Source organism: Sphingosinicella soli (assembly GCF_014199685.1).
Lineage (GTDB): Bacteria > Pseudomonadota > Alphaproteobacteria > Sphingomonadales > Sphingomonadaceae > Sphingosinicella > Sphingosinicella soli.
Genome location: NZ_JACHNZ010000025.1, coordinates 17,843 through 33,984, shown reverse-complemented (window position 1 = coordinate 33,984; position 16,142 = coordinate 17,843). Strand labels below are relative to the sequence as shown.

Annotated in this window: 11 protein-coding genes; 2 read left to right on the top strand and 9 right to left on the bottom strand. The window is 66.8% G+C overall.

The window, feature by feature from the left end; translation table 11 throughout:
- Window positions 1-4 precede the first annotated feature (4 nt).
- From GGQ98_RS11410 to GGQ98_RS11380, 7 genes are all read right to left on the bottom strand, one after another.
- Window positions 5-3,247 carry an amidohydrolase family protein gene (locus tag GGQ98_RS11410; protein ID WP_184069578.1) on the bottom strand — a complete coding sequence of 1,081 codons (3,243 nt, stop codon included), beginning with the start codon at window positions 3,245-3,247 and terminating at the stop codon, window positions 5-7.
- Window positions 3,244-4,506 (bottom strand): amidohydrolase family protein, encoded by a 1,263-nt coding sequence (locus tag GGQ98_RS11405; RefSeq protein ID WP_184069576.1) that lies wholly within the window; start codon window positions 4,504-4,506, stop codon window positions 3,244-3,246. The genes GGQ98_RS11410 and GGQ98_RS11405 overlap by 4 nt, the downstream gene beginning before the upstream one ends.
- Complete coding sequence (locus GGQ98_RS11400; protein ID WP_243451836.1) at window positions 4,503-5,900, bottom strand: amidohydrolase family protein; 1,398 nt, start codon at window positions 5,898-5,900, stop codon at window positions 4,503-4,505. The genes GGQ98_RS11405 and GGQ98_RS11400 overlap by 4 nt, the downstream gene beginning before the upstream one ends.
- 29 nt (window positions 5,901-5,929) lie before the next feature.
- On the bottom strand, window positions 5,930-8,116 hold the full coding sequence (locus GGQ98_RS11395) for a TonB-dependent siderophore receptor (RefSeq protein WP_184069574.1): 2,187 nt from the start codon (window positions 8,114-8,116) through the stop codon (window positions 5,930-5,932).
- A 159-nt stretch (window positions 8,117-8,275) separates the two neighbouring features.
- On the bottom strand, window positions 8,276-9,244 hold the full coding sequence (locus GGQ98_RS11390; protein WP_184069572.1) for an alpha/beta hydrolase: 969 nt from the start codon (window positions 9,242-9,244) through the stop codon (window positions 8,276-8,278).
- A 5-nt stretch (window positions 9,245-9,249) separates the two neighbouring features.
- Window positions 9,250-10,773, bottom strand: coding sequence for an APC family permease (locus GGQ98_RS11385; protein ID WP_207791369.1), 1,524 nt, complete (start codon window positions 10,771-10,773; stop codon window positions 9,250-9,252).
- Between the two features lie 101 nt (window positions 10,774-10,874).
- Complete coding sequence (locus GGQ98_RS11380) at window positions 10,875-11,999, bottom strand: PepSY-associated TM helix domain-containing protein (RefSeq protein ID WP_184069570.1); 1,125 nt, start codon at window positions 11,997-11,999, stop codon at window positions 10,875-10,877.
- A 222-nt stretch (window positions 12,000-12,221) separates the two neighbouring features.
- Between GGQ98_RS11380 and GGQ98_RS11375 the strand changes: the two genes are divergently transcribed.
- On the top strand, window positions 12,222-12,728 hold the full coding sequence (locus tag GGQ98_RS11375; protein ID WP_184069568.1) for a cupin domain-containing protein: 507 nt from the start codon (window positions 12,222-12,224) through the stop codon (window positions 12,726-12,728).
- 66 nt (window positions 12,729-12,794) lie between these two features.
- Complete coding sequence (gene gloA, locus GGQ98_RS11370; protein ID WP_184069566.1) at window positions 12,795-13,355, top strand: lactoylglutathione lyase; 561 nt, start codon at window positions 12,795-12,797, stop codon at window positions 13,353-13,355.
- 58 nt (window positions 13,356-13,413) lie between these two features.
- Here the strand turns inward: gloA and GGQ98_RS11365 are convergent, their stop codons facing one another.
- Window positions 13,414-13,884: a cupin domain-containing protein gene (locus GGQ98_RS11365; RefSeq protein ID WP_184069564.1), complete on the bottom strand. Its 471-nt coding sequence runs from the start codon at window positions 13,882-13,884 to the stop codon at window positions 13,414-13,416.
- 32 nt (window positions 13,885-13,916) lie between these two features.
- Window positions 13,917-16,115: a TonB-dependent receptor gene (locus GGQ98_RS11360; RefSeq protein WP_184069562.1), complete on the bottom strand. Its 2,199-nt coding sequence runs from the start codon at window positions 16,113-16,115 to the stop codon at window positions 13,917-13,919.
- Window positions 16,116-16,142 lie beyond the last annotated feature (27 nt).

Sequence of the window (16,142 nt, the reverse complement as noted above, 5' to 3'; positions counted from 1 at the left end):
GGCGTCACTTGCCGTCCGTCTGGAACCACGGCGCCGTGTGCGGCCGTTGCCGGGGCCATTGTTCGTCGAGCGTGGCGGCATCGTACAGGCGTCCGTTCTTCATCACCTGCGCGATGCGCCGCGTGTTGCGAATGTCCGCGCGCGGATCGGCATCGAGGATGACGAGATCGGCATATTTGCCCGCCGCGATGCTGCCGAATTCAGCGGCGCGCCCGATCACCCCGGCGCCGCCGATGGTTGCGGCGCGCAGCACCTCGGCGGGGGTCATGCCGCCCATCGCGTGCGCTTCCATTTCCCAGTGATAGCCGATGCCGGGAAGCTCGCCGTGCGCACCGATGCCGACGCGACCGCCCGCGCGCTGGATCGCGGCGGCACCGGCGGCGACGGCGGGGAAGCTGTAGTCCGAATCGATCCGCCATTGCCGCACGCGCATCTTCGCGTCGATTGCGAAATGCGGCGTGAAGCGGCGGTATTTCGGGTCGTCGTGCTGGTTGTCGTGCGCGACGAACCGGTCCTGCGCGGGCGGGCCGCCGTGAGAGATCTGCAGTGTCGTCGTGTAGCCGCTGCCGCTGCGCGCGACGAGTTCGGTAATGTCGCTGCCGAGGGGCATCACCGGGATGGCATGCTCGCTGCCGCCGTAGCCGTCGATGATCTGGCTGAGTTCGAGCTTCAGCGACAGCGCGCCTTCGGTGGTCCCCAGCATGCCGAGTTCCTGCGCCGCCATCGCGATCCACTGGCGTACGCGGCGGCTGCCGGTGCGATATTCCTTGATGTTGAACGTGCGGTAATGGTCGCGGTAGCGGCGCAGCACCGCGCGGACCTCGTCCAGCGACGTGAAGCGGTTGAACGAGAACAGCGCCGGGCCGGTGGAGGGCATGCGCGATCCCACGACAAGCCCCGCATCCACGAGGTCTTCGTAGGCGAGGCCGTCGATGGTGAGCGTCGACGGATCGAACGCCGTGGTGATGCCGTAGGCGAGGCGCGCCGCCGGCCCCCACGGTTCCATGTCGAGCACGTCGCGGCGCACGTCGGCGACATGATCGTGCGTGTCGATGAAGCCGGGGATGATCGTCTTGCCGCGCACGTCCCGCATGGCCGCGCCCGATGGCACCGGGAACGATCCGCGCGTGCCGACGGCGGCGATCCTGTCGCCATCGACGAGGATATCGGCGTCCTCGATCACCTGATCGCCGTTCATGGTGATCGCGCGCGCGCCGCGCAGCAGCAGGCGGCCGGACGGCGTGTCGCGCGGCAGCGCGACGATCATCTCGGTGGTCGTCGGCCGCGCGGCGCCCAGTGGCATGCGGTAGAAGGTGGAGCCCACCGCCCAGGTGATCGTCCGCCCGCCGTCGGCCCATTCGAGGAAATCGGCGCCGACGTCCGAAATCTGTCGGTGGCTCGTGCCCGAACGGGAAAGATCGACGGAGTCGCCGCCGCCGAGGTCGACGAGATGCAGTTGCTGCGCGATCAGCGCAATGGCGCGCGTGCCGTCCGGGCTGATGCGCATGTCGTCGACCGGGACGGGGCCTTCGATGAAATAATAGCCGGGGCCGACGATGGAGAGCGCCTTGCGCCGCTTGCCGGTGGCGAGGTTGACGGCGTTCAGCCCGTCCCCGAACTGCAGATAGGCCTCGCCGGGATCGTTCGCGAAATGCGGCTTGCCGCCCATCGTGGCGGTGAGGACATCGCGCGGCGCGCCGCCGAGCGGCAGCGCGACCAGCGTGGCTTCCCGCTGGTTGCCGAACCCCATGTAGGTGAGCAGCCGCGCCGCCTGCGGCGAACGCAGCGCCAGCACGGTGCCGCCGTCCGGCGTGAACACGGGGCTCGTGTAATAAGCGGCGGCCGCCGTCAGCCTGCGCGGCGCGGACGAGGCATCGGCTGGCGCGGTCCAGACGTGGCCCGCCCCCTTCGCGGTCCAGCGCACATAGGTGAGGCTGCGGCCATCGGGCGACCAGGACGGGTGGAACTCGGGCTCCGCCGCGCGCGTCAGGCGGCGCGGTTTCGCGCTGCCGTCCGCAGGCATCAGATAGACATGGCCGAGCGCCGAAAAGGCGAGCGTACGCCCATCGGGCGCCAGCTCCGGCGTCTGGATCAGCCTCGCGCGAACCGGGCCGGTTTCCTGCCGGATCGCGGGATGCTGCAACGGGCCGAGTTCGGCTTCGACGCGCGCGGTGAAGGCGATCGGCGTGCGCGCGCCCGTTGCGACGTCGATGCGCTCGATCCTGCCGCTCACCCCGGCGATCAGCGCCCGCCCGTCCGGCGTGAACGCATAGCCGGGAATGATGTCCTGCCACGATGACGCCTGCGCCTGATCGTGCTGCACGGGGTACGCCAGCATCCGGTCCGCGCCGGTCGAGAGGTCGCGCAGGTGGAGCGCGGTTTCCCCGTCGCGGCGCGTCGCATAGGCGAGCCGCTGGCCGTCGGGGGAGACGACGGGGCGGAAGAACGTGCCCGCCGGGCCGCCGCGCCGGTTCGCCGGTTCGGGGAGGATGACGCTTTCCGCGCCGCTCGCGAGATCGCGGCGGCGGATCGTCCACGCCGGAACGTCGTCGAACGCCGCGCTGCCGGTGAGCCCGGCGTAATAGAGAAAGCGCCCGTCGCGGGACAGGCTCGCGCCGATGGCGCTGGTGAAGGCGGCGCGATCCTGATCGGGGCCTGCGCGCACCGGCACGACAAGCGCCTGGCCACCCGAGAGCGCATGACGCCAGAGTTCATAGCCATTGAGATCGGGCCGGAAGCGGCTGACGTAGAGCGCGCTGCCGTCGGCGCTCCACGCAGGCGAGGTGAGGGGGGTGTCGTCGTCGCGGAAACTGATCTGCCGCGCGCCCGTTCCGTCCGGGCGCATCACCCACAGATTCTCGGCGCCGGAACGGTCGCTGACGAAGGCGAGCCACTTGCCGTCCGGCGAGAATACCGGCTGCGTCTCGAACGCCATGCCGCGCGCGATCGCCTTCGCGCGGCCGCCGGACACAGGCATCACATAGAGATCGCCCAGAATGTCGAAGGCGATCGTCCTGCCGTCCGGCGACAGCGAGACCGATGCCCAGCTTGCCTCGGTGGTTTCGAACGCGATGCGCCGCGCGGGCTTCATCGGCAGCGTCTGGCCGGGTGGCTGCGTCGGCGGCTCGGCGGCGGCAGCGCCGGGGTTCGCCGCCGGTGACAGCGTCGGCAGCCCAAGCTCGCCGGGATCGTGCGCCGCCGCCGGCCACGCCAGCAATGCGGCAAGTGCGAAGGCGGCGCGCTTCATCGGTACGCGGGGGGCAGCGGGTGTTCGCGGCCCGGGCGGTAGCGGTCGCGCAGTTCCGTCTGCCGCGTGGCGCCGACGGGCTTGCCGCCGATCAGCACCAGCGCCGGGCCTGACGAAGGCTCCAGCGGATCGCCGTCCCAGATCACCAGATCGGCCGTCCTGCCCGCCGCGATGCTGCCCTGCCGGTCGTCGGCGCCCCAGACTTCCGCCGCGCCGCGCGTGATGGCGCGCAGCGCCGCCGCGTAAGGCAGGCCGTTCGCCGCAGCGATACCGGCGCCTTCGCGCAGCGCCGATCCGGCGTTGTAGCTGAGGTGGATGCCGAAACCCGGCACGGTGAAGGCGATGGGCACGCCCGCCGCGCCGAGCAGCGCGGCATTGTCGAGCCGCGCGCCGAGCTGGTCGAAGCCGAGCGGCAGGTTGAGCATCGGATCGAGGATCACCGGCACGCGGCGCGCGGCCAGTTCCGCCTTCACCCGCCAGGCTTCGGCGCCGCCGAGGATGACGATGCGGATGGCGTAATCGCGCGCCAGATCGAGCGCCTGGCGAATGTCGGATTCGCGCTCCGCCGCGATCACCAGCGGAATGCGGCGATCGAGCACCGGCGCGAGGCCGGCGCGGTCCAGCCGCCCCAGCAGCCGCTCGCGCGGATCGATCGTCTGCGGCGCGCGCGCCTCGTCGAGCGCATTGCGCAGCAGCAGCCACTGCGCCGCGCGCGAGCCGCCGACCTTGCCCGCCGAGCCGCCGCCGACCACGGCGAACAGCGCCGCCTGCGGCCGGTCCAGAATGTCGCCGTCCTCCGCGAGGTGGATGAGCGCGCCGCGCCCCGAGAAGGGCGCGCCCGCCGAGCTGCCCGGATAGACCATGGCTTCGGTGACGCCGTCCGCGCGGGCCTGCGCGATCAGCGTGGAATTGGGATTGAGCCCGTACTGCACGTCGAATGCCGCGCCGAGCGCGCCGCTCGCCACCGACTGGTCGTTGGTCTCGCGCGCGCCGGACACCTCGACGAGGCCGAGCTGCGTTGCGGCGTTGACGAGCCCCGGCGTCACCGGGCGCCCTGCGGCATCGATCACACGCGCGCCCGCCGGCACCGCGCCGCCTGCGGTGACGGAAACAATGCGGCCGTCCCGCGCGACGATGGTGGCGTTTTCCACAGGCGCGTCCGCTGTCATCGTCCACGCCTTCGCATGGACGATCGCGAGCGTCTCGGCCTGCGCGGGCTGCGCGAGGAGGGCGAGGGCGAGGAAGAAGGCAGGTTTCATCGCGGCGCCACCTGCGGGCGGCCAAGCTCGAAATCGGCGCGCGGGCGATAGGCGGGATCGGCGCGGTCGTAGACGAGCGCGCCGTCGACATAGACGCGATCGGCATGGCTGTAGATGCTGAACGGATCGCCCGACCACAGCACGAGATCGGCGTTGTAGCCCGGCGCGATCGTGCCGATGCTGGTCTCCAGCCCCAGCGCCTTCGCGGGATTGCGCGTCACCCAGCCGATGATCGTCTCGGGCGGCAGCGAAAGGCCCGCGCGGCGTCCCGCGCCCGCTGCCTTCGCGGCCTCGATGGTGAGGCGCTGGCCGATCTGCGGCGAATCCGAATGCATCATGGCGCAGGCGCCAGCCGCATCGACGAAGGCGGCGTTTTCGCGGATGCCGTCGGCGGCCTCCATCTTGAAGCCCCACCAATCCGGCCACACCGCCGCGCACGTGCCCGCCTCGCGCAGCAGCGCGGGAATCTTGTAGGCCTCCACGGCGTGGTGGAACGCCGCGATCCTGAATCCGAATTCCCGCGCGAGGCCCAGCATCACCGCCATGTCGTCGGCGCGGTAGCAGTGCATCTGCACGCGGATATCGCCCGCGAGCACGGCGGCGAGCGTTTCGAGCTTCAGGTCGCGGCGCGGGGGTTTGCCCTTGCCGCCACGGTGCGGCGTGTAGTCCTGCGCCGCCGAGAACGCAGCGCGGAGCAGAGCAAGCTCGCCCTGACGGCTGTTCGGCGCGCGCCCGGCCTCGCCGAAGTGGCCCTTGGGATTTTCGCCGCACGCCATCTTCAGGCCCTGCGGCGCGCCGGGGAATTTCATGCCCTGCATCGTCGTCGCGGGCACGGTCTTCAGCACGACCGATCGCCCGCCGATCAGCGGCGTCGAACCCGGCAGCACCTGAAGCGTGGTGACGCCGCCGGAAAGCGCGCGGGTAAAGGCCACGTCCTGCGGATTGATGGCATGTTCGATCCATGTGTCCGCGACATTGGGATCGCTGATCTCGGTGACGTCCGAGGCATGATCGTCCACCGACGTCAGCGGCACGACGAACGTGCCGTTGTGGCTGTGCACATCGATGATGCCCGGCGTCAGCCACTTGCCGCGGCCATCGACGACTGCGGCGCCCGTTCGGTCGAGATCGCGGCCGATCGCGGCGATGCGCCCGTCGCGCACCAGCACGTCGCCTTCAAGCCGCCCGCCTGCGCCGTCGAGAACGGTGGCGCCGACGATCAGCATGTCGGTGCGCGGCAGCGGCCGGTAGGTGCTCGGCCACGGGTCCGCGAGCACGGGCGGGGCGTGCTTTTCTTTTTTCTTCGCCGCAACCGGAGACGCCACGAGGGCGGCAACGGCGAGCGCGAGAGTGACGCGGCGGATGATTCCGCTCTCCTTCATGTCACCCCGCATGCGCCGTTCCCGCCCCGTTTCCTGCGTGATCAGAACTTGCGTGTTACCGTTCCGATCACCTGACGGCCAGCACCGTAGTTGCACCCGGCGACGCCCGAGCAGCGCGCCACGTATTCCTTGTCGAAGATGTTGGAGCCGTTGATCGCGAAGCGCCATTCGGGCGTGTCGTAGTGGATGATGGCATCGAACAGCGTCGTGCTCTCACCGTAGTAGACCACCGGGCTGAACGCGCCCGGCAGGCCGCCCGCGCTCTTGCCGTTGTACCGACCGCCGAAGCCGAAGCCGAGGCCGCCGAGCGAGCCCTGCTGGATCGTGTAATCGACGAACAGCGACAGCTTGTGCTTGGGCGTCGTGGGCAGCGGCGCGCCGACTTCCCCGGCGAAGTTCGCCTTCTTCACTTCGCTGTTGTTGTAGCTGTAGGAGCCGTTGATCGAGATTTGCTCGCGGATGCGCGCGACCACCTCGATCTCACCGCCCCACACCTCGACCTCGCCGTTCTGCGTGCCGAACACCGGCGTCACCGACGGCGACGTGCTCACCACGTTCTTCTGCTTGATGTCGAACACAGCGGCGGTGACGAACAGCTTCACATCATCGGGAAGGCCGCGCGCGTCATACTTCACGCCCGCTTCGATCTGCTTGCCGGTCGAGGGCTTGAAGTCATCGCCGGTCACGCTGTCGACGCCGAGCACGGGTTCGAACGACGTGGCGTAGCTGATGTAGGGCGCGAGCCCGCTTTCGCTGACGTAGTTCGCGCCGACGCGCCAGGTGAACTTGTCCTGCTTGGTCGTCGTGCTGGTCAGCGCGCTCGCGATCTTCACCCAGTCGTAGCGTCCGCCGAGCGTCAGGTAGAAATCGCCGAACTGAATCCGGTCCTGCGCGTAGACGCCGGTCTGCTTCAGGCGCTGGTTGTTGAACGCGAAGGGATAGCCCGGCTCCAGCGTCGCCTGCGGCGCGTACACGGGATCGAACAGATCGATCGTGTTGGCGAAGATGAAGCCGAAATCCGCCTTGTTGTAGACGTTGCGGTAATCGGCGCCGAGCAGGATCTTGTGTTCCGCCGCGCCCGTCGTCAGCTTCGCGTCGATGCGGTTGTCGGTGGTGAAGCTGGTCACCTTTTCCTTGTAGCTGAAGTTGTACTGCTGGACCGTGCGGTAATAGCTCGGATCGCTCGAATCGGTGGTGTTGATGAGACCGCCGCCGCCGTAGATGCCGGTGGGCGTATCCTCCTTGTAATCGCTCCACTTGGTGTTCGACTTGAAGGTCAGGGTCTCCGAGAATTCGTGCGCGAAATCCCAGCCGAGCGCGAATTGCTTGCGTTCGTAGACGCTGTTCGGATCGCCGAGGTTCGTGCTCCGCTTCACCTTGCCGATGGGGTTGTCGAGCAGCGTGCCGTAGACGGGAAGGAAGCCGTTCGTGTCGCCCTTCACCTCGTCGTACTGGTAATAGCCAAGACCCGTCAGCGTCGTGCGCTCGCCGAGGCGCCAGGTGAAGGTCGGCGCGACGGTGAAGCGTTCGGCCGAAACCAGATCGCGTTCCGCATCGCGGTCGCGGTAGAGCACGGTCAGCCGCGCATCGAGCGATTCGGCGATCGGCCCGGTGATCGTTCCGGCGATCTGCTTGTAATCGTCGGCGCCGTACTTGGCGCTGATCTCGCCGCCGAGCTCGCTCTGCGCGCGCCGGCTCATCTGGTTGTAGATGCCGCCGGGAGGCGCGCTGCCGTAGAGCACCGACGCCGGGCCTTTCAGGAGGTCGAAAGATTCGAATGCGTAGAGATCGACGCCGACCGAATAGATCGAGGTCGAGATCGGCGCGGCGAGGCCGTCGATATACTGCTTCGGCGTAAAGCCGCGCACGGTGAAGAAATCGAAGCGCAGGTCGGGGCCGTAGTTTTCGCCGAACACGCCGGCGGTGTAGCGCACCGCCTGCTGGGCATCGATGAAGTTCAGGAGGTCGATCTGGTCGCGCGTGATCACCGAGATCGACTGCGGCGTCTCGATCAGCGGAATGTCGGTCTTGCTTGCCGTCGTGCTGCCCTGCGGCACGTAATTGCGGGCGGTGACGACGATCATGTCCGCGCCCTCGACGGTCGTGCGCGTCGTCTCCAGCGTGGCGCTGCCGGCGGCATCCTGCGCATACGCGGGCATTGCCGCGAACCCTGCCAGCGCGGCGCCGGCCAGCAACAGCCCTTTCAGTGTTTGGTCTTGAACAGTCATTGTATTCCCCCTTTTGACGACGTGAAGTGACAGCACCCTTCTTGATTATTGCAGACAGATTACTCCGCCTTGGGGTGAAGGGCGTTTCGGCTCAGGGTCTAACTCTATCGCGATCAGGCCACTATTGCGAGTCATTTTCAATAAAGCGAGTTTTCTCGCTTAAAGCGCCGCTTTCAGATGGTCGCAGAGCCATGCCGAAGACTCCGCGAGCGCGCGCTCGGCGAGCGGCGAGATCGACACCGCCTCGAGGAAGCTGTGCGCCGCGCCGGGATAGATGTGCAGCTCCGCCGGTATCCCCGCCTCGGTGAGCCGGGCCGCCATCAGCCGGTTCTCGTCGGCCAGGATGTCGCATTCGGCAACCGCGAAGAAGGCGGGCGGAAGCCCTGCCACGTCGGCGCGCATCGGGCAGGCCAGGGGATCGTCGAGATCGTGCGGCCCGCGCGTGTAATTCTCCCAGAACACCGCCATCTCGGCAGCGGTGAGGTTGTAGGCGGGGCCGTCGTAGCGACGGTAGCCCGGATGCGCGGGGCGGCTATCGAGCGCGCCGTAGTTGACCAGCATCGCCGTGAGCGGTGCGTCGCCATCGGCGAGGAGGCGAAGGTTGGTCGCGACCGCCATGTTGCCGCCCGCCGAATCGCCGCCGATGGCGATGCGCGCGGAATCGAGGCCGTGCGCCGGCCCCTCCGCCCGCAGCCAGCGGATCACGGAGACGATCTCGCCGAGCGCGGCGGGGAACTTCGCTTCCGGCGACAGGCTGTAGTCGACCCCGATGACGGCGACGCCTGCGCGCGCCGCATATTCGCGCATCAGCCGGTCGTGCGTGTCGAGGCTGAACATCGTCCAGCCGCCGCCGTGGATGTAGACGAGCACGGGGAGCACGGCGCGTCTATCGGGCCGGTGGATGCGGACCCGCACGCCGTCCGCGCCGACCGCGAGCGTCCGGGTGTCGTGCATCACCGGGCCGCCTGCTGCCCACGGCGCGCGCACGTCCTCGGCGATGCGCCGCCGCTCGGCCAGCGGCAGCCGGTCGAAATCCGGATAGCGACCGTAGGCGGCAGCCATCTCGCGCTGGAAACGACGGATATCAGGATCGAGGTCGTCGGGCGACCCCGCAGACACTGGGTTCATGGGGTTCAGGCTTCCGAAAGCGAACGGCGAAGGCGCGAATGGCGGACGCCGTAGAGCAGGTAGAAGGCGATGCCGAAGCAGAGGTAGACGCCGAGAATGCCCGCGGGCACCCATTCGCCGATCATCGCCTTGTGGATGATGTCGAGCACGACCGGGCCGATCATCAGCAAGCAGAACAGGAGCGCGAGCACCGGGACGACGCCGAACCAGATGCCGCCGATACGCAGACCGCCGAGCGGCACGCGGAACGGGCGCGGCAGTTCGGGCTGCGTCGTGCGCAGCCAGATCACGCTGATCGCCACGGTGATGAACACGAGGCCGGTGCCGAGGCTGACGAGATCGCCGAGGATCGAGATCGGCAGGAACGCGGCGGCGACACCCGCCACCCCCGCGACGAACCATGTGCCCTGATGCGGCGTGCGGAAACGCGTGTGGATGCGGCTGAACAGCGGCGGCAAAAGCCCGTCCGTCGACATCGCGTAGCACACGCGGGAGTGCGCATAGGTGTTCACCATCAGCACCGAACACAGCCCGGTGAGGGCGCCCGCCTTGATGACCACGCTGAGCACCGGCATGCCGATCGCCGCGACCGCCACCGCGACCGGATCGGGCACGTTCAATGTCTTGTAGGAGACGAGACCGGTGAGGACCGCCGCGACCGCCATGTAGACGACCGTTGCGATGGCGAGCGCCCCGAGGATGCCGATGGGGATGTCGCGCTGCGGTGTCTTCGCCTCCAGCGCGGCGGTCGCCACCGCCTCGAAGCCGAGGTACGCGAAGAACAGGATGGAGGCGCCGCGCAGCACGCCCTGCCAGCCGTAGGTGAAGCCGCCCTCGTTCTCCGGCACGAACGGCCGCCAGTTGGCGGGATCGACATGCGGCAGGCCGAAGATGATGAAGGCGATCAGCACGCCAACCTTCACCGTCACCATCACCGCGTTGATCGTCGCCGACTGCGAAACGCCGCGCACGAGGATGAACGCGAAGAACAGCAGCGCGGCGGTCGCCACCAGATTGATGCCGCCCCCGGTGACGAAACGCATGCCCGCCTCGCCCGCTTCGGGGCGGATGAAGGGCGTGGAAATGACAGCGGGAATGTGCACGCCGAAATCGCCGAGCAGGCTGGCGAGATAGCCCGAGACACCGACCGCGAGCGCCGAGCCGGCGAGCCCGAGTTCCAGCATCAGCATCCAGCCGAGCCCCCAGGCGAAGGCCTCGCCCAGCGCCGCGTAGGCATAGCTGTACGATGCGCCCGAAACCGGCAGAGTCGATGCAAGCTCGGCATAGCAGAGCCCCGTGAACGCGCAGGCCAGCCCGGCGATCACGAACGACAGCATCACGGCCGGGCCCGCGTAGTTTGCCGCCGCCGTGCCGGTCATCACGTAGACGCCCGCGCCGATGATGCAGCCGATGCCGATCAGCACGAGATGCACGGGGCCCAGCACCCGGTGCAAACCGTGGCGGTCCATATCGCCGCGCACGTCGGCGAGCGGCTTGCGGATCAGGTAACGGATCGGCGCGCGCGCCATGGCTTCAGTCCCCCCAAAAAGATACGCCAGCTTATCGCGGGGGCTTTCCGGGCGCCCACGCGATCGGGCCGGGCCTCATTCCTCGCGGGCCGCGCGCACGCTCAGGCACGCGCCTTCGGACGGCGCCGAGCCATCCACAGCAGGACGCCCACCACCGTCATCGTCATCAGCCCGACGCCGATCGCCAGAACCGCGATGCGCCCTGCAAGACCGCCCATCTCGCCGGTGTGGAACGGGAACAGCCCGTCCACGAAGGCGCGGGACGGCGCGGCATCCAGTGCATCGAAGCGTGCGAGGATGCTGCCGTCGACCGCGCTGACGAACACGCGCGTGGCACCGTAGGCGCGGCGCGATTCAGCGGGCTGCGTCACGCGGATCTGCCATGCCGGACGATCCCCCGAGGGCGGATAGACGGCGGCGAGCGTCGATCCCGGATAAGCGGCAAGCACGGTTCCCGCCGCTGCGGCGAGCCCGACACGCGCCTGCCCCGCTGGTGCATCGGCAGGCGCTTCGATCGGCGCGGGCTTCACGACACTGTCCACGCCGCCCGCGAAAGTCAGCAGCACGCCCGCGCAGACGCTGGCAAGCGCCGGGATGCCGACGAGCAGACCGAGCGCCCGGTGCCAGCCATAGCGGCGCGCCGCGGCGGGCCCCGCCCGCGGAGGGCGCAGCGCCCGCGCCCACTGGCCGCGCTTCGGCCAGGCAATGACAAGACCGGAGAGGATGTTGGTGAGAAGCAGAATGCCGCTGATCCCGACGATCCAGCTTCCCGTATCCCCCGCCAGCAGGTTGTGGTGGATGAGGACGAGCGTGCGGATCCAGCCTGTGCCAGCCGGGTCATTGCCGTCCTGCAGGATGCTGCCGGCGCCGTCGATCCGCACGCTGCGGCCGGCGCCCGGCGCATCGCTCTTGAGGTCGAGGTCGTACCGGTCGGGCGCGCCCGCACCCGTCCAGATCGAGCCCAGCTGGATGCCCGAACCCGGCGGGGCGAGGCGGTCCACGGTCCGCTCGATGGCGACGAGGTCGGTTGGATGGTGCGGGCCGGGGATCAGCGCGTCGCGGATTTCCCAGTGGAAGACGATCAGCACGCCGGTGAGCGCCTGGATGAACCAGAACAGCGCGGCGGCAAGCCCCGCCCATCGATGCCAGCGTATCAGCGTTGCCTTCATCGTCTCGTCAGCTCCCCAGCGCATCATCGAGATCACCGCGCAACCCGGATTGCGCAAGTGGTCTTTCCTCCGTCCATGGCGACGTCATACGAAAACAGGCAGGCGGGTGCTTGTGCGAACGGGCCAGAGCCTGTTCCGATCGAGCCTTCTCGACGCTGTATTTATGACGTGCATCCCGAGCGTGTGCATCTTGGGCATGTGCAGTTTGCATGCTGGGAAAAGGCGGGTTCGCCGTTTCGGCATATCGTCGGGCGTTTCATCACAGATAGGGAAAGCGTTATGGTAAGCAGCGCTGATACAAGCCGTGCGAACAGTCTGCCGGAGACGACCTATTTCACGAAGCCGCCCGTCGACGGCGAGTTCGTTCAGGTGGACAAGATTGCGTGGCAGCCCATGCCGGAACCGTTCGCGCACGGCGGCATCTGCTGGAAACTGCTGCATGTGTCTCCCGAGCTTGGATCGTGGACCGCCTATTTCAAATGCCCTGCGGGTTCGCATTTTTCGGCGCACATCCATATCGGGCCGGGCGAATATCTGCTCACCAAAGGCAAGATGGAAGTGCGCGGCGGCATCGAGAACGGGGGCGAAACGGCGTATGAACTCGGCTACGGCTATGAACCTTCAAGCGCGCGCCACGACCATACCTATTTCCCGATCGACAGCGAATTCTACATGAGCTTCGTCGGCCCGCTGCACTGGATCCACGAGGACGGCTCGACCGTTGCTGTGACGGGATGGAAGGAGCTTCAGGACGTCTGGCTCCAGCAGACCGGTATCGCTGCATAAGCCCATGAATTCGACGCTCGCGGCAGGACGCGGGCCGGGCTATGGGACCATCATGGAGAGCGCAGAATGACGCAGGCGGACGACGCCGTCCTCACTGAACTGGCGACAACACCCGACCCTTCGACGGGGGACTTCATTCTCAGCCAGACGATGCTGCGCGTGAAAGACCCGGCAAGGGCCGTCCGCTTCTACACGGATGTTCTGGGCATGACGCTGGTGAAACGCTTCGATTTTCCCGAAATGAGCTTCTCGCTCTACTTTCTGGGCTATCTGCGTGCCGCAGACGGGCCGGTGCCCGCCGACCCCAACGCGCGGGCCGCCTATGTCTTCAACCGGCCGGCCATGCTCGAATTGACCCACAACTGGGGCACGGAAAGCGATGCGGCGTTTGCGGGCTATCACAGCGGCAATGCCGATCCGCGCGGCTTCGGGCACATCGGCATCACCGTGCCCGACGTCGACGCGGCCTGCGCGCGCTTCGAGGAGATGGGCGTCGAATTCGTCAAGCGGCCGAACGACGGCAGCATGAAGGGCCTGGCCTTCATCAAGGATCCCGACGGCTACTGGATCGAAATTCTCGCCGCACAGACGTCGGCGGATCTGACGGCGCCCAGAGCAGGCAAATGAGATTTGAACGGGAGCCGCACATCAGGTGCGGCCCCCGTTCTTCGTTACCATCTCCGTTTCAGGCAAGCACTTTCGCGCCCGCGCTGATCGCAGCACCGCTGAGCGCGCCGGTCCGCATTTTTTCGAGTTCTTCCCACCCGAGATAGGATGTGAAACTGTTGTCGTCGTGGAAGATGAGCGGGCCGTTGCAGACGAACAGATACTCCGTATCTTCCAGCGCCGTGGTTGCGCCGTGCAGCATGCCGTTGGGCTCGTAGACATAGTCACCGGTATTGAGAACGCCGTCGCGCACCTGGAGCTTGCCTTTCAGGACCAGCACGTGCGCAGCGCTGAGGTGCTTGTGCGGCCCTGCCACATAGCCCTTTTTCCAGCGGAAGATTGCCGCCCATCCGCCGCTTTCAGCGCCCGTCCAGAGCACTTTGATCCACGCGGCGCCGGGAACTGTTTCCAGCCATTCCATGTTGCCGGTCGCAACCACCGTATCGGCGAGCTGATCGTTCAGCGGCGTGATTTCCTGAGGTAGAGGCATGGTCAATCTCCTTTTTCGGATCGTGGTCGATTTCAGAATTTCACCGAAACGCTGCCCGTGATGAGACGCGGCTGGCCGAGCGTTCCGATCACGATGCTGGGCTGCGGAATGAAGGGGTTGAAGTTCGGGAACAGCGTGGCGTCGGTGTAGTGCTTCTTGTTGAGGAGGTTCTCCACGTTCAGCGCGACGTCGATCTTCTCGCTGGCGACGCCCAGGCGCATGTTGACGAGCGTGTGCGACGGGTTCTGGTAGTTGTTGGGAAGATCGATCTGGAACTTTCCGTTGTAGCTGACCTGAACGCGCGCCTGGATGTTCCAGTCGTCGGAAACCGGCTGATCGTAGCTCAGGCTGCCGACGAGGCTGCTGGTCTTCATGTAGGGCGGGCGAAGGCCGCTGATGTCGGTGCCGTTGTCGAGAACGGTTCCGTTCTTCCATTCGGCCTTCACGATGCCGCCGCTGAGCGCGGCCGTGAGATGCTCGGTCGCAAACCAGTTGAGATCGAACTCCGCGCCATATTGCCGGGAATCGCCTGCGTTCAGGATGCCCTCCACGATGTTCCCGTCGGGGTCTGTGGTTTGCAGCTCGAACTGGCGATCGGTGTATTCGATCAGGAACACGGCGGTGGTGAACAAGACCTTCCTGTCGAAGAACTGGCCCTTGAAGCCAAGCTCGTAGTTGGTGGTCTTTTCGGCGCCGTATCCGAACAGCTCGTTGACCCCGCCGAAATTGGTGAGGTTGAAGCCTCCCGGCTCGAACCCGCGCGAGGCGGTTGCGTAGATGTTCGCATCCTCGTCGTTGAGATAATAAGCGAGCGACAGCCGCGGCAGGAATTCGGTTTTGGACTGCGTTCCGTCGAAACCACTGTCGCGGTTGATCGTGTAAACCTTCCAGTGATCCACCCGAACGCCGCCGCCGACCTCCAGCGCACCAAACCTGTAGCTGGCGGTTGCAAACGCGGCATATTGCTTGCGATCGCGCAGCCGGTCCTCGAACGGAATGCCGAGGAAGCTCTGCTCCTGCTCCGGTGTCGGAATGCCGCCGCCGCCCAGTACGTCGCCGCTGTCGTAGAGGAACAGCGTCGCGTCCGTGTCTTCCTTGTAGTGGAGGTGATAGAGCCCCGCGAGCCATTCGAAGGGGCCGCTGCCCTGCGATGTAAGCCGCAGTTCCTGCGTGAAGATCTTGTAATCCTTGGGGCGATGCAGATCGACGACATACTCGGGCGAAATGTCGAGATCCATGTTCTCTTCGAGCGACGTGTCGGTATAGGATGTCAGCGACGTGAGCGCCGCGCCGCCCATATCGTAATTCAGCTCCAGCGTGCCGGCGACGGTCTCCCGGTAAAGACGCGGATTGAACGAGAAGTTGCGGGCATTCGGGTATTCGAAATCATTGTCCGGTTCGAGACCCCAGGGGTTGTTCGGGGCATCGAGATCGTTCCAGCGTACCGAGGCATAGAGATCGAGCCCCGGCGCCAGCGCTCCGGCGATCGCCACCCGCACGCCGGTCTCCTCGCTTCGGCCGAGATGGCGGCTGCTTGTGCCCCGCCCGCCGTTCACGCGCGGCGGATTGGAATTGTTCAGATAGCCGTTGTCCGATACCGTGTAGCCGAACAGCCGCACCGCCCAATCCGGCGAAAGCGGAATGTTGAGCGTGGCTTCGAGATCGCGGATGTCCTGCTCCCCGGCGACACCTTTGATGCGCCCGGAAAATTCCGCGCTGCTGGGGCGTACCGCCACGAAGCGCACCGCGCCGCCGATGTTGCTGCCGCCATATAATGTCCCCTGAGGGCCCTTCAGGATTTCGATCCGTTCCACGTCGCCGAAGCGCGCGGATGCGTCGGAGAACAGCTGAATATCGTCGAGGTAGAAGCCGACGCCCTGCGTGTTTCCGAATGAACCGACACCGCGAATGGCCGCGTTCGGCACGCCGTCCGTGCGCACGGAAAGACTGAGATTGGGAACGGCGAAGCCGATGTCGTCGAGCGTCTTTATGTTGGCGCGCTCGATCGTGTCCTGCGAAAGCGCGACGATCGATTCGGGAATTTCGAGGAGCGATTCCTCGCGCTTGCGCGCCGTCACGATGATGTCTGCGGCATGTTCGACAACGCTACCCTCGGCCGCATCGACAGGCTGCGCGGTTGCCGGCGCTGAGAGCGCACCGGCAATCACCGCAGTGCTCGCACCGATCCGCATGGCAATGTCGCGGCCTTTCGATTTCGGTCGTGTCGTCATGATTTCCTCCCCATGTTTGTTTTTGTG

Bases quoted from the DNA above. Each gene is read 5' to 3' on its own strand.
- GGQ98_RS11410 (WP_184069578.1), bottom strand. From the start codon at position 3,247: ATGAAGCGCGCCGCCTTCGCACTTGCCGCATTGCTGGCGTGGCCGGCG.
- GGQ98_RS11405 (WP_184069576.1), bottom strand. From the start codon at position 4,506: ATGAAACCTGCCTTCTTCCTCGCCCTCGCCCTCCTCGCGCAGCCCGCG.
- GGQ98_RS11400 (WP_243451836.1), bottom strand. From the start codon at position 5,900: ATGCGGGGTGACATGAAGGAGAGCGGAATCATCCGCCGCGTCACTCTC.
- GGQ98_RS11395 (WP_184069574.1), bottom strand. From the start codon at position 8,116: ATGACTGTTCAAGACCAAACACTGAAAGGGCTGTTGCTGGCCGGCGCC.
- GGQ98_RS11390 (WP_184069572.1), bottom strand. From the start codon at position 9,244: ATGAACCCAGTGTCTGCGGGGTCGCCCGACGACCTCGATCCTGATATC.
- GGQ98_RS11385 (WP_207791369.1), bottom strand. From the start codon at position 10,773: ATGGCGCGCGCGCCGATCCGTTACCTGATCCGCAAGCCGCTCGCCGAC.
- GGQ98_RS11375 (WP_184069568.1), top strand. From the start codon at position 12,222: ATGGTAAGCAGCGCTGATACAAGCCGTGCGAACAGTCTGCCGGAGACG.
- gloA (WP_184069566.1), top strand. From the start codon at position 12,795: ATGACGCAGGCGGACGACGCCGTCCTCACTGAACTGGCGACAACACCC.
- GGQ98_RS11365 (WP_184069564.1), bottom strand. From the start codon at position 13,884: ATGCCTCTACCTCAGGAAATCACGCCGCTGAACGATCAGCTCGCCGAT.
- GGQ98_RS11360 (WP_184069562.1), bottom strand. From the start codon at position 16,115: ATGACGACACGACCGAAATCGAAAGGCCGCGACATTGCCATGCGGATC.